Origin of the sequence: Leucobacter sp. cx-42 (genome assembly GCF_014529985.1) — a bacterium.
Taxonomy (GTDB): Bacteria; Actinomycetota; Actinomycetes; order Actinomycetales; family Microbacteriaceae; genus Leucobacter.
In genome coordinates this window covers 24,011-36,652 of the sequence record NZ_JACVMU010000006.1, presented here as the reverse complement: position 1 = coordinate 36,652, position 12,642 = coordinate 24,011, and the positions used below count along the sequence as shown (strand labels likewise).

General features: G+C 61.8%; 17 protein-coding genes. 14 read left to right on the top strand and 3 right to left on the bottom strand.

The window, feature by feature from the left end:
- The first annotated feature begins 44 nt into the window (after window positions 1-44).
- From ICM05_RS06155 to ICM05_RS06115, 9 genes are all read left to right on the top strand, one after another.
- A complete protein-coding gene (locus ICM05_RS06155; RefSeq protein ID WP_188023713.1) occupies window positions 45-1,136 on the top strand; it encodes a histidinol-phosphate transaminase in 1,092 nt (363 codons plus the stop codon).
- Window positions 1,136-1,900, top strand: a complete 765-nt coding sequence (locus ICM05_RS06150) for a DsbA family protein (RefSeq protein WP_188023712.1) — start codon at window positions 1,136-1,138, stop codon at window positions 1,898-1,900. Before ICM05_RS06155 ends, ICM05_RS06150 begins: the two co-directional genes overlap by 1 nt.
- Window positions 1,901-1,906: 6 nt before the next feature.
- Window positions 1,907-2,749 (top strand): cytochrome c biogenesis CcdA family protein, encoded by an 843-nt coding sequence (locus tag ICM05_RS06145; RefSeq protein WP_215401752.1) that lies wholly within the window; start codon window positions 1,907-1,909, stop codon window positions 2,747-2,749.
- Between the two features lie 18 nt (window positions 2,750-2,767).
- Complete coding sequence (gene hisB, locus ICM05_RS06140; RefSeq protein ID WP_188023711.1) at window positions 2,768-3,379, top strand: imidazoleglycerol-phosphate dehydratase HisB; 612 nt, start codon at window positions 2,768-2,770, stop codon at window positions 3,377-3,379.
- On the top strand, window positions 3,376-4,014 hold the full coding sequence (gene hisH, locus ICM05_RS06135) for an imidazole glycerol phosphate synthase subunit HisH (RefSeq protein ID WP_188023710.1): 639 nt from the start codon (window positions 3,376-3,378) through the stop codon (window positions 4,012-4,014). Before hisB ends, hisH begins: the two co-directional genes overlap by 4 nt.
- Window positions 4,015-4,051: 37 nt before the next feature.
- On the top strand, window positions 4,052-4,798 hold the full coding sequence (gene priA / locus ICM05_RS06130; RefSeq protein WP_188023709.1) for a bifunctional 1-(5-phosphoribosyl)-5-((5-phosphoribosylamino)methylideneamino)imidazole-4-carboxamide isomerase/phosphoribosylanthranilate isomerase PriA: 747 nt from the start codon (window positions 4,052-4,054) through the stop codon (window positions 4,796-4,798).
- A gap of 55 nt (window positions 4,799-4,853) precedes the next feature.
- Window positions 4,854-5,741 carry an SseB family protein gene (locus tag ICM05_RS06125; RefSeq protein WP_188023708.1) on the top strand — a complete coding sequence of 296 codons (888 nt, stop codon included), beginning with the start codon at window positions 4,854-4,856 and terminating at the stop codon, window positions 5,739-5,741.
- Between the two features lie 88 nt (window positions 5,742-5,829).
- Window positions 5,830-7,428 carry a sodium-dependent transporter gene (locus ICM05_RS06120; RefSeq protein WP_188023707.1) on the top strand — a complete coding sequence of 533 codons (1,599 nt, stop codon included), beginning with the start codon at window positions 5,830-5,832 and terminating at the stop codon, window positions 7,426-7,428.
- Complete coding sequence (locus tag ICM05_RS06115; RefSeq protein ID WP_188023706.1) at window positions 7,425-7,601, top strand: MetS family NSS transporter small subunit; 177 nt, start codon at window positions 7,425-7,427, stop codon at window positions 7,599-7,601. Before ICM05_RS06120 ends, ICM05_RS06115 begins: the two co-directional genes overlap by 4 nt.
- A 51-nt stretch (window positions 7,602-7,652) precedes the next feature.
- Here ICM05_RS06115 and ICM05_RS06110 read toward each other — a convergent pair whose 3' ends face one another.
- Entirely contained in the window at window positions 7,653-7,982 is a 330-nt protein-coding gene (locus ICM05_RS06110; RefSeq protein ID WP_188023705.1) for a branched-chain amino acid transporter permease, read from the bottom strand.
- Window positions 7,979-8,809: an AzlC family ABC transporter permease gene (locus ICM05_RS06105; RefSeq protein ID WP_251364543.1), complete on the bottom strand. Its 831-nt coding sequence runs from the start codon at window positions 8,807-8,809 to the stop codon at window positions 7,979-7,981. Before ICM05_RS06105 ends, ICM05_RS06110 begins: the two co-directional genes overlap by 4 nt.
- 80 nt (window positions 8,810-8,889) lie before the next feature.
- On the opposite strand from ICM05_RS06105, the gene ICM05_RS06100 reads away from it, so the two are divergent.
- A complete protein-coding gene (locus ICM05_RS06100; RefSeq protein WP_188023704.1) occupies window positions 8,890-9,345 on the top strand; it encodes an Lrp/AsnC family transcriptional regulator in 456 nt (151 codons plus the stop codon).
- A 414-nt stretch (window positions 9,346-9,759) separates the two neighbouring features.
- Here ICM05_RS06100 and ICM05_RS06095 read toward each other — a convergent pair whose 3' ends face one another.
- A complete protein-coding gene (locus tag ICM05_RS06095) occupies window positions 9,760-10,134 on the bottom strand; it encodes a DUF1844 domain-containing protein (protein ID WP_188023703.1) in 375 nt (124 codons plus the stop codon).
- A gap of 250 nt (window positions 10,135-10,384) precedes the next feature.
- On the opposite strand from ICM05_RS06095, the gene infC reads away from it, so the two are divergent.
- From infC to ICM05_RS06075, 4 genes are all read left to right on the top strand, one after another.
- Window positions 10,385-10,990, top strand: a complete 606-nt coding sequence (gene infC / locus ICM05_RS06090) for a translation initiation factor IF-3 (RefSeq protein WP_188023961.1) — start codon at window positions 10,385-10,387, stop codon at window positions 10,988-10,990.
- A gap of 76 nt (window positions 10,991-11,066) precedes the next feature.
- Window positions 11,067-11,261 (top strand): 50S ribosomal protein L35, encoded by a 195-nt coding sequence (gene rpmI / locus ICM05_RS06085; RefSeq protein ID WP_188023702.1) that lies wholly within the window; start codon window positions 11,067-11,069, stop codon window positions 11,259-11,261.
- Between the two features lie 41 nt (window positions 11,262-11,302).
- Window positions 11,303-11,686 carry a 50S ribosomal protein L20 gene (gene rplT, locus ICM05_RS06080; protein WP_188023701.1) on the top strand — a complete coding sequence of 128 codons (384 nt, stop codon included), beginning with the start codon at window positions 11,303-11,305 and terminating at the stop codon, window positions 11,684-11,686.
- A 76-nt stretch (window positions 11,687-11,762) separates the two neighbouring features.
- Window positions 11,763-12,572 carry an RNA methyltransferase gene (locus tag ICM05_RS06075; protein WP_188023700.1) on the top strand — a complete coding sequence of 270 codons (810 nt, stop codon included), beginning with the start codon at window positions 11,763-11,765 and terminating at the stop codon, window positions 12,570-12,572.
- Window positions 12,573-12,642: the final 70 nt, after the last annotated feature.

Here is a 12,642-nt window from a genome sequence, read left to right as displayed (position 1 = left end):
AACACCCGGGCGGGCGCTCCTGCGCCGTCGCTAGACTGAGTGACGTGGCTAAATTGAGCGATCTCCCTCTCCGATCAAACCTCGTGGGCAAGGCACCCTACGGTGCGCCCCAGGACCCGGTTCCCGTGAGCCTGAACGTGAACGAGAACACCCATCCGATTTCGGAGGAGGTGCTCGCAGACATCGTTGCTTCGCTCGCTGAAGCAGTGCGCGGCGTGAACCGTTACCCCGATCGCGAGGCGACCGAGCTTCGTACCGAGCTCGCGAACTACCTCGGTCACGACCTGACCTTCGAACAGGTTTGGGCGGCAAACGGCTCGAACGAGGTGCTACAGCAGGTGCTGCAGGCCTTCGGTGGTCCAGGCCGTACGCTTCTGAGCTTCACTCCGACCTACTCCATGTACCCCCTGCTCGCTGACGGCACCGACACCGGTTGGGTCGCAGTGACGCGCCCCGCCGACTACTCGCTCACCCCCGAGTTCGTCGCGGCTGCGCTCGCAGAGCACAACCCCGACATTGCCATCATCTGTGGTCCGAACAATCCGACCGGTACGCCGCTCACCCGCGAGACGATTCTCGCCGCGTATGACGCGTTCGACGGCATCCTCATCGTTGACGAGGCGTACCACGAGTTTGACGACGAGAACGCGACCGCTGTTGAACTGCTTCCCGGCCGTCACCGCATGCTCGTCTCACGCACCATGAGCAAGGCCTTCGCCTTCGCCGGTGTGCGCCTCGGCTACCTCGCTGCGGACCCCGCGGTCATCGACGCGCTCCGCCTCGTGCGACTTCCGTACCACCTGTCGGCGCTGACTCAGGCGGCTGCCACGACCGCCCTGCGTCACGCATCGACGATGCTCTCGACGGTCGACGCGATCCGCGACGAGCGCAACCGGCTCGAGGTCGAACTCACCGCGATGGGCTACCGAGTGCACAAATCTGGCGCGAACTTCGTGCTCGTCGGTGGCTTCGTCGACCCGGCAGCGATGTTCGAGGCGCTCTTCGCGCGCGGCATCCTCGTCCGTAACCTCGGTATCGACGGCCACCTCCGTATTACGGCAGGCACCCCTGACGAGACCACGCAGGTGATCGAAGCAATCCGTGAGATCACGGCAGAGGTTGGAGGGGCTGCGTAATGGGAACCCCGATCGCGGCGATGTCGCGTGCCGAGCTCGAGTTTCGTTACCGCCGCACGCGGCTGTTCAGCATTGTCGTTGGCATTCTCTTCGTCATTGCCGCCGTCATGATCGGCTGGATGTGGCCTGGCGATACCGGTGCGACCAACAACGCCGGCGCAAACACCGCCGTGGCTGAGACAAAGGAAGAAGCGTCGAGCTGCCCCGTGCAGGACCGCCGCGACCCCAACGATTTCATGGCGATCGGTGACGTTGATGCGCCCGTCGTAATGCACGAGTGGACAGACTTCCGGTGCCCGTGGTGTGGCAAGTACACCCGCGAAACGATGCCCGAACTCATTAAGGAATACGTTGACACCGGCAAGGTGCGCATCGAGATCCACGATGCTGCGCTTGTGGGCGGTGATGAGTCGGTGAAGATTGCTGGCGCTGCACGTGCGGCTGGCGAGCAAGGCAAGTACTTTGAGTTCCTCGATGGTGTGTACGCGCACCAGGGTGAGACGGACAACGCATCGCTTAGCGATGCTGACCTCACCGCGCTCGCGAAGGCGGCAGGCGTCGCTGATCTCGCAGCGTTCGACCAGGCAGTCGCGTCAGGCGTGCACGAAGATGCAGTACGCAAATCGACGTCCGAGTCCCAGTCGCTCGGAGTCTCTGGCGTTCCCTTCTTCGTACTGAGTGACTGCGATAGTCCGCTCAGCGGTGCACAGCCGCTCGACACCTTCCGTGCCGCGATCGACGCAAAACTCGAAGAAGTGCAGTAACGCTTCGTGGGTTCCATCAACCTGTTCGGTGCCTTCCTTGGAGGCATGCTTGCAATTCTGAGTCCGTGCTCGGTGATGCTGTTGCCAGCGTTCTTCGCGTACGCCTTCCCGAACACGGGCCGGCTGGTGAGCCGTACGGGTGTCTTCCTTGCCGGTCTTGTGGTCACGCTCGTGCCCATCGGCGCGCTCGCTGGCACGCTCGGCGGCTGGATTAACCTCCATCGCGGATCGTTGCTCACCTGGTTCGCGGTCATCGTCATCGTTTTTGGCGTGGTGATGCTGTTCGGGATCCGCGTCCCCGGCCTCACGAAAACTCAGGGCGCTTCGAGCGCATCTGCGCTCTCAGTATTCTCACTTGGCGCGGTCTACGGTCTCGCTGGTGGCTGCGCAGGACCGATCTTCGGCGCGATCCTGGCGCTTTCCGCGTTCGGTGGAAGCGCGCTGACTGGCGCGCTCACCATGTTTGTCTATGCGGTAGGCATGGTGGTGCCAATGCTCCTGCTTGCGCTGCTGTGGGACAGACTGCCGATCATTCGGCGGATCGTGCGCCCGCGCGAACTCGTGATCGGAAAGTGGCGCAACTCCTGGACCTTCATCATCGGCGGTCTCATTACGATCGCTGTCGGCATTCTGCTCATCGTGACCGACGGCACCGAGGCCCTGTCTGGCGTACTCGGCGTCGACCAGCAGGCCGTGCTTGAGAACGGCGCACTGCGCGCAGGTGCCGCCGTTCCCGACTGGGTGGTGCTCCTTGTGCTCGTCGCCTGTGCGTTGTTGATCTGGTGGTTTGCGAGGCGTGCCCGTGAATCCCGTCCAGAATCGGTGGCCAGCTCCAAAGCACGTGAGTGAACGGGATAGACTCATCACATGACTGCAACCGGGCGCACTGCCGCACTTGAGCGCGTGACAAGCGAATCCTCCATCAAGCTGAGCATCGATCTCGACGGAACCGGTAAGGCTGATATCGCCACCGGCGTTCCGTTCTTCGACCATATGCTGACGGCATTCGCCAAGCACTCCGCTTCGGACCTCACGGTTCGTGCCGAGGGGGACGTGCACATCGACGTGCATCACACCGTCGAAGACACCGGCATTCTGCTCGGCCAGGCAATCCTTGAGGCGCTCGGCGATAAGCGCGGCATCACTCGGTACGGCGACGCGTATTGCCCCCTTGACGAGTCGCTCGCGCACGCGGTCGTCGACATCTCGGGACGCCCGTACCTCGTGCACTCGGGTGAGCCTGCTGGCTTCGAGTTCCACCTCATCGGCGGTCACTTCACCGGTTCGATGGTGCGTCACTTCTTTGAGGCAATCGTCCTCAACGCGCGCCTGACCGCGCACATTAAGCTCGTCGAAGGTCGCGATCCGCACCACATCGCCGAGGCAGAATTCAAGGCGTTTGCGCGAGCATTCCGCCAGGCGAAGTCGGCTGACGCAGTCATGGCCGGCATCATCCCGTCGACGAAGGGTGCACTGTGAACGAAGCACGACCCAAGGTTGTAGTTCTGGCCTATGGTTCGGGCAATGTCCACTCGGCCATTACCGCGCTTGAGCACGCCGGCGCTGACGTTGAATTGACGGCGGATCCCGCGGCAGTCGCCGCGGCCGACGGCCTCTTCGTCCCCGGCGTTGGTGCGTACGATGCCGTCATGAAGCAGCTGCTTGCGGTGCGTGGTGATGAACTCATTGACCGTCGCCTTGCCGGCGGCCGTCCAGTGCTTGGCATCTGCGTCGGCCACCAGATCATGTTCGATCAGGGCATTGAGCGCGGCGTGACCGCAGAGGGTCTTGGCCAGTGGCCAGGTACCGTTCGCCAGCTCGAGGCGCCGCGCCTGCCCAACATGGGCTGGAGCAAGGTCGAGACGCCCGCTGGTTCGAAGCTTTTCGCAGGCATCGAAGACGAATACTTCTACTTTGTGCACAGTAACGCTGCGACGGAGTGGACCATCGAAGGTCGCACGGAGGCTACCCGCCCCCTCGTGACCTGGAGCGAGGCTGGCGAGCGCTTCATCGCCGCGGTCGAGAACGGCCCGCTCACGGCAACCCAGTTCCATCCTGAGAAGTCCGGTGAAGCCGGACTGCAGCTGCTGCGCAACTGGATTTCTACGCTCTAATTCGCGGGACGATCCGCGACAAATCAAGGAACATTGAATGTCACACCTCAACAGCACGCCGGCGCTTACACTGCTCCCCGCGATTGACATGGTCAATGGTCAGGCCGTGCGCCTGACTCAGGGTGAAGCAGGTACCGAAACCGGGTACGGTGACCCCGTAGACGCAGCACTCGACTGGATCGAGCAGGGCGCGGAGTGGATTCACCTCGTCGACCTCGACGCAGCCTTTGGCCGTGGCAGCAACGTTGGCGTTGCAAAGAAGATCATGGCTCGCTCTGGGAAGACGAACATCGAGTTCTCCGGCGGCATCCGCGATGACCGCAGCCTTGAAGCAGCGATTGAGATGGGTGCGGCTCGCGTCAACCTCGGTACGGCTGCGCTTGAGAACCCCGAATGGACTCGATCGGCGATCGCGCGCTACGGCGAGAAGATCGCTGTTGGCCTCGATGTGCGTGGCGAAACCCTCGCTGGCCGTGGCTGGACCGAAGAAGGCGGCAACCTCTGGGAGGTGCTCGAGCGCCTCGAAGACGCGAATTGCCCCCGCTACGTCGTGACCGACGTGACCAAGGACGGCACGATGCGCGGCCCGAACATCGAGCTGCTGCTCGAGGTATGCCGCCACACGTCGCGCCCGGTTGTTGCTTCTGGCGGCATCTCGAGCCTCGATGATCTTGCTGCCCTGCGCGAGCAGGTGCCTGCCGGCATCGAAGGCGCAATCATCGGCAAGGCACTCTACGACGGTGCATTTACTCTGCAAGCGGCACTCGACGTCGCATCGAACTAACCCTGGTGCCCCGCGCGAATAGCGCGGGGTTCCTCGCGTAATAGGCGGTTTCACTATGGCGATCAAGAAGCTTCCCTCGACCGGCGATATGCCGCGCACGACTGGCGTACCCGAATCTCTCGTGGCTGGCGGCGACGCCGACTCAGCTGGCTTCCCCTGGGAAGGGCGCACGTTTGAGCACCACGAGACCGCATTTGCCGACGATGATGGCTCCACTCCCGAGTCATACCTCGTCGCGCTCGGTGCGATGCGCGAGGCCGCAGCTGGGCTCGCAGGGGCGGCGGATCAGGCAGCAGCATTTGCACTGCTCGGCCAGCGTCGCGCTGAACTCATCGTTGCGCTGTCGGGGATCCGCCTCCTTATTCCGTTGGTTGCAGAGGCCGGTGACATCGGTGAAACGCCTGACGGTCGCATCGTAGAGAAGTCGCAGGAACTGTCAATCGTGACGGTTGCTGCGCCAGACGGTCGTCGAGTCATGCCCGTGTTTACGTCAGCTGAAGCGATGCGCGCGTGGAACGCTGAGGCGCGTCCGATTCCGGTGCCTGCACCGCAGGCGGCCGTTGCTGCCGCTCAGGAAGAAACCGACCTGCTCATCATTGATCCCGCAACCGGCGATTCGCGGGTGGGTATCCGCCGCCCAGAGCTACAGGCACTCGCGCTCGGTGAAGCTCAGCTCCCAGCGTGGGCTGATGTGCGTGTGCGAAACGCCTTCCTCGAGTCGAGCGCGGGGGATCCGCGCCTCCAGGCACTCGCGGTGATTCCCGGCGATCCGACCGGTGAGCTGTTGTCTGCTGAGACTGAGGTGCGGTTGCTCGTTGAATCGGGGCTGTCGCGTGAGGAACTCGCTGATCTCGTGACGTCACTGCAGCAGCGCTGGGCGGCGAATGCGGTCATTGCAGAACGCGTCGACTCGCTCAAGGTTGTGCCTCAGATGCCCGCATAGCCTTGCCTCAGCGTTGAGTGCTGGTGGTACGCTAGCTCGGTTATTAACCGTCTGCGCCGCTGAGGCGGCGCTTGAGAAAGGCTGACGCATGTCATCTGCAAAGGTCACTGGCGCGCCGAAACGAGAACAGTGGACAGGCCAACTCGGCTTTATCTTCGCTGCGATCGGTTCGGCTGTCGGACTTGGCAACATTTGGCGTTTTCCTGGCGTCGCATACGAAAACGGTGGCGGAGCATTCCTCATTCCGTATTTCGTCGCGCTCTTGACTGCCGGCATCCCCATCCTGCTCTTTGACTACGCAATTGGTCATCGCTTCCGTGGCTCTGCGCCGCTCGCGTTCCGACGCGCTGCTGGCAAGGGCGGCGAGGCGATTGGCTGGTTCCAGGTCATGATCAACGTCTTCATTGCCACCTACTACGCAGTCGTGGTCGCGTGGGCAGTGAGCTACTTCGTGTTCTCGTTCGACCTGAAGTGGGGCGATGACGCCGCAGGCTACTTCATCGGAGAGTTCCTCCAGACCTCGGAAGCGCCATTCACGATGGACTTCGTTCCCGCGCTGCTGATCCCGGTCGCTGCAATTTGGGCTGTCGTGCTCATCGTGCAGGCGACCGGTGTCGCGAAGGGTATCGAGAAGATGAACGTGGTCTTCCTGCCGCTTCTTGTCATCACGTTCCTCGCGCTCGTGATTGGCGCACTGACGCTGCCTGGCGCGCTCGAGGGTGTCAGCACCTTCTTCACGCCCGACTTCGCAGCACTCGCCCAGCCAAAGGTGTGGATCGCAGCCTACGGCCAGGTCTTCTTCTCGCTCTCGGTCGCATTCGGCATTATGGTGACGTACTCGTCGTACCGGAAGCGCCGTTCGAACCTGTCGGCTCCCGGCCTGGTAGTCGCGTTCGCGAACTCGTCATTCGAGCTGCTTGCCGGTGTTGGTGTCTTCGCAGCGCTCGGCTTCTTTGCTGCACAGCAGGGCATTGGCGTGAGCGATATTGAAGGCATTGCTGGTGTGAGCCTCGCGTTCATCACCTTCCCGGCAATCGTTGCTGAGATGCCCATGAGTCAACTCTTCGGCATCCTGTTCTTCGGTTCGATCTTCCTCGCGGGCATCACCTCGCTCATTTCTGTGCTCGAGGTCATCATCTCAGCAGTGATGGACAAGTTCGGTCTTTCGCGCAAGCAGTCGGTGTGGGGCGTTGGTGGTCTGCTGGCCATCGTGTCGCTCCTGCTGTACACGACGACATCCGGTCTGAACACCCTCGACGTCATCGACAACTGGGTGAACAACTTCGGCATCGTCTTCGCTGCAGTCGTCTCGACCGTTGTCGTGATGTGGATCTACAAGCGCGGGCCAGAGCTGTCGTACCACGTATCGTCGCTGTCGACCTTCAAGCTCGGACGTACGTGGCGCTTCTTCGTGGGCATCCTGAGCCCCGTCGTGATCGGTGTCATGCTGGTGCAGGTCGTTGTGTCGCTCGTGAAGGACGGCTATGGCACCTACCCGAGCTGGTACACCAACCTCTTCGGCTGGGGCTGTGTCGCCATCATGGTGCTTGCGGCGCTGATCCTCACGTTCGTGCCATGGAAGCGTAGCCCGGACCAGTTCGTGCCGTACCCCGCGTTTAACGCAAAGCAGGGCAAACGCCTCGTCGGCGCACCGCTGAACGCTACTCCCGAAGGGAACGAGTCATGACCCCGATTTCCATCACCTTCATGGTGTTGTCGTTCGTGCTCCTGTGGGGCGGGCTTATCGCGAGCTCGATCTTCCTGACGAAGCGACCTGAGCTCGACGAGTCTGAGTACCCAGAGGGTGGTTCAGACGATGTTGATGAGGCGCTGCACAAGGTCAGTAAGTCCTACGAGTAATGTCGTCGGGCGATGTCTCTGAGGCTTTCCTCTGGGACATCGCCCGTCACATTAGCCAAAGACCGACAGCAGCGCGACATAGCTCGCGGTGCCGACGGCAATACTCACGAGCGCTTTGCGTTTTGTGAGGAGGTGGGTGACGACCGTCACGCCGGAAGCAGCGGCGACGATCCACCAGTTGCCGGGATCCGCCGCGATAGATTCCTGGAGAACAACTACAGCGAGCATGAGCAAGATCCCTGCAGGCATCCACTGCCCAAGCAGCTGCACGAACTTGCTCTTGCGCAGTGGCTTCAGAATGGCGAAGGGCAGCGCACGCAACGCGAACGTGATGAGTCCCGCGAGCAGCACGGCGCTCAGCAGGTAGACCGTCTGGTTCATGCTGCTTCTCCCTGCTGCGTCGGCTTGAGCTGTTGCGCGCCGGTGGCGGTCGGTTCGTGCGCTGCGGGTTGCGCAGCTGGTTGATCAGCGGTCGGCGCTTCGTCAGTCTCCGGGAGACCACCGCGTGTGCGCACCCAGAAGTACCTGGCTACGAGCGAAGCGGTGAATAGTACAAGGGCCGCGAGCAATGCCTGGTCGGGCATCGCGACCATTGCAACCGTCACTGAGAGGCACGCGAGTACCGCTGAGGGGATCTCCCGCTTGCCGCGAATGGAATCCATCGTCATCACGATAAACAGTGCCGTGAGCGCGAATTCGAAGCCGGCGATAGGGCCAGGCAACGCGTTTGCCACGAGCACGCCAAGCAGGCCACCAGCTATCCAGTATCCCTGCATGCACAGCTGGCCAGTGACCATGCGCGCAGACGTGACCTTGTGTGCCGGCATGGTCGTGTAGGTCGCGTATGCCTCGTCGATCATTGCGTACATCGAGTACCACCGCGGCCAACCTTTGCGCACCTTGTGCAGCGGGAAGGAGAACGGGTAGAACACATGACGGAAGTTCAGCGCGAACACCGTGACGGCAATCGTGATGAGTGGGGCGTATGCCGCAAGCAAGCTCACAAGGAACAGCTCGACTGAACCGGCAAAGATGCCGATCGAAAGCGCGGGCGTGAGCCACCAGGGGAGACCCGCCTGAATGACCAGCATGCCGAGCGCAAAGCCGAGCGGGAAGATACCCAGGCCAACGCCGAGCGAATCTTTCATTCCCGCGCGGATCTCTGAGCTGCGAGTTGCTGCTGCGTACTGCGCGGGTGCGGATTCCATGGGAGTATCTTCTCGCAAAAGTGATGCAATGTGTGTGCGTTGTTATCGTACAAACGCGTGAGAACGTGCAATATATATGCATGGATGAATTAGATCGTGCAATTATTGAGATCCTTGAACGCGAGGGGCGTCTGAATAATGTCGATTTGGCCGCGCGGATCGGGCTCACGCCGGGTCCCTGCCTGCGTCGAGTGCAGCGCCTCGAGCGCGACGGCATTATTCGTGGCTATCACGCGGAGGTTGACCCGGCCTCGGTAGGGCGGGCGTTTGAGGTCATCCTCCTGTTTGAACTCGCCGCGCACGACGCTGCAACGATTGAGTCGTTTGAACGAGAGCTCTCGGCATTGCCGGAGGTGCTTGAGCTTCGCCGCCTGTTTGGCAGCCCTGACTACTTTGCGCGCGTTGGCGTTGAGAACTTGGAAGCGTATGAAGACTTTCACACCCACCGTGTGAGCGCGGTGACCGGCGTCGCGCGCTTCACCTCGCACATTGCGATCAAGAATGTGATGACCGGGCGGCCAGGTGGGCCGAGGTAAGGAAAGCGGCGCTTGCGCCACGAATCTCTCGCCAACCCCGTGAAATGGGCCATTTTCTGCGAGATGACCCCTTGCTTGCGCAAGAATCTAGGGTTTTCGGCAGAAACGGGTGGTTTCGTCGGTTTGAGGCAGGGTTTTAGGGCCCGCGCGGCGTCATTGGTTCACCCCGCCGGGCTTCTGCCTGGGGAGAGGGGAGAATGGTCCGGCCGCCGGCCGGGCTGTCTTTGGGGGAGTAAACCCGCCGAAACGGGGTCTTTCTCTCGAAATGGACACTTATTCGCGCAAGAAACGCACCTTCTCGCAAGAAACAGCCAATCTCGAGGGAGCAGCGCCAGAAAGTCGGCGCTCAAGCAAAGCAAAAGGGGCGGGTGGCAACCGCCATCCGCCCCAGCTCACAACGTGAGAAGCCGAAGCCTAGATCACCGAACCGGTGTACTTCTCGCCGGGGCCAGCGCCGGGAGCATCGGGCACCTGTGACGCCTCGCGGAACGCGAGCTGTACGGAACGCAGGCCGTCGCGGAGGCTACGTGCGTGCATATCGCTCACCTCGGGTGCGCCTGCGGTGATGAGGCCAGCCAGCGCGTTGATGAGCTTGCGTGCCTCGTCAAGGTCGATCTGGTTCTCGGGATCATCAGCAAGGCCAACCTTGACGGCAGCTGCGCTGAGCAGGTGAACCGCAGCGGTGGTGATGATCTCTACGGCAGCGACGTCAGCGATATCGCGAGCCGCATCTGCAACGCTCTCGGGAGCGCCATTGGGAGTCTGCTGATCTTCTGCGTTTTCGCTCACAGTTGTCCTGTTCTTCTCGTGGCATTCGCTTACGACGAATGTTGTGCTAAGCTTGCTGAGGTTCTCGGCAAGCCGCCGGGAGCTACGGAAGAGGAGATTCTCCCACCCGGCACCTCTAATAGGTTACCGGGTAGTTGGTACCCCGTCGCATCGCGACAGCTGAAGGGTATGTGACGCGCGAGTCGTGTGTCATTTCTCTGAATCCGTTACACCCTAAGGGTGGATCATTACGAGATCAGAGGAGTCGGCAATCAGCGAGCCCCGTACTAACGACCGCATCCGTGCGACCGAACTGCGCCTGGTAGGCCCAGGTGGCGAGCAGGTAGGTGTGGTGTCAATCGACGTTGCCCTCCGCATGGCAGCTGAGGCAGAGCTCGACCTTGTTGAGGTTGCGCCTAACTCGAAGCCTCCCGTTGCGAAGATCATGGACTACGGCAAGTTCAAGTACGAAGCTGCGCAGAAGGCTAAGGAAGCTCGTCGTAACCAGGCCAACACGGTCCTCAAGGAAGTTCGCTTCCGCCTGAAGATCGATAAGCATGACTACGAGACCAAGCTCAAGCGCGCTATCGGCTTCCTGTCGCAGGGCGACAAGGTCAAGGCAATGATCCTCTTCCGTGGCCGCGAGCAGTCGCGTCCCGAGCAGGGTGTACGACTCCTCCAGCAGTTCGCTGAGGACATCGTGGAATACGGCTCGGTAGAGTCGTCGCCGCGCATTGACGGCCGCAACATGGTTATGGTCATCGCGCCCGTCAAGAACAAGTCCGAGGCAAAGGCAGAGCTGAACGCTCGCCGCGCTGAGGAGAAGGCAACCCGCCGCGCTGAAAAGAATGTTGATTCGGAAGCGGCTGCCGAATAAGACCTGCGACGATCGTTGATCGTTTCGCGCTAGACGCAGTCGCTCAGGCGGCGCGCACCACAACAAGGAGAAATCGATGCCTAAGCAGAAGACCCACTCGGGTGCTAAGAAGCGCTTCAAGCTCACCGGTAGCGGCAAGTTGATGAAGCAGCGGGCCGGCATGCGCCACAACCTCGAGGTGAAGTCCTCGAAGCGCAAGCGTGCCCTCAACGCTGAGCAGGTGCTCAGCAAGGGTGACGCCAAGCAGGCGATGAAGCTCCTCGGCCACTAATTCGGCCCACCGATCTCATAACTCAGTAAGGAAACACTGAAATGGCAAGAGTCAAGCGGGCCGTCAATGCCCACAAGAAGCGTCGCGTTGTTCTTGAGCGCGCATCGGGCTACCGCGGACAGCGTTCGCGCCTGTACCGTAAGGCGAAGGAGCAGCTGCTCCACTCGCACGTTTACGCATACAACGACCGTCGCAAGAACAAGGGCAACTTCCGTCGCCTCTGGATCCAGCGCATCAACGCAGGCGCACGTGCAAACGGCCTGACCTACAACCGTTTCATCCAGGGTCTCGCGATCGCTGGTGTTGAGGTTGACCGCCGCATGCTCTCGGAGCTTGCTACCAACGAGCCCACCGCATTCGCGACGCTCGTTGAGGTTGCAAAGAACGCACTGCCAGCCGACACCTCGGCACCCAAGGCAGCGTAAGCTCTTCACAGCTGTATGAAAATGCCCCGGCTTCTGCCGGGGCATTTTTGTTTTCTCGACAAGTTAGGCTTGAACCGTGAACGATGCCATTCTTGAAAACCCGAAGGCTACGCGTGTGAAGCGTGCGGCTGCGCTTGCCCGCAAGAAGGAACGCCGCGAACAGCAGCGCTTCCTCGTAGAGGGGCCGCAGGCAGTTCGTGAGCTTCTGGTGCACCGTCCAGAGCTCGCAGAGGTCGTCTACGCGACGATTGGCAACGAGCCATGGCAGCGCGAAATGGACCAGCTCGCGAACGACGCTGGCATCCGTATCGAGCGCGCCACCCCCGAGGTGCTCGCTACGCTCGCAGAGACCGTCCAGCCGCAGGGCGTGATCGCGGTCGCGCGCCTGGAGAACGCGTCGGTTGAGACCATGCTTGAGTCGGCACGCCTCATCGCAGTGCTGCACGAGGTCCGCGACCCCGGCAACGCTGGCGCGGTCCTCCGTGCGGCAGACGCTGCGGGCGCTGACGGCGTGATCTTCACTGGCGACGCTGTCGACCCGTGGCACCCGAAGGTCGTGCGCTCCACGACCGGTTCGATTTTCCATCTCCCTGTCGCGGTCGTGCCCGAACTCGGTGACGCGGTGCAATCCGCTCGCTCAGCCGGCCTCGAGATCATCGCTGCTGACGTGCGTGGTATGGATCTGTCTCAGGCGCGCGCACACGGCGACCTCAATGGCAGTATCGCGTGGGTCTTCGGCAACGAAGCACGCGGCCTCACCGAGGAGGAACGCGAGACGATCGGGCGCGCTCTCAAGCTCCCCATCTACGGCGCCGCAGAGTCGCTCAACCTCGCGACCGCGGCAAGCGTGCTGCTGTACGAAACTGCGTTCGCGCAGCGCGGCTAGCCGCGGCGACGCGCCAGCACAACACAGCGGGCGGATCGGTACACCGTAGGTACCGATCCGCCCGCTGTTG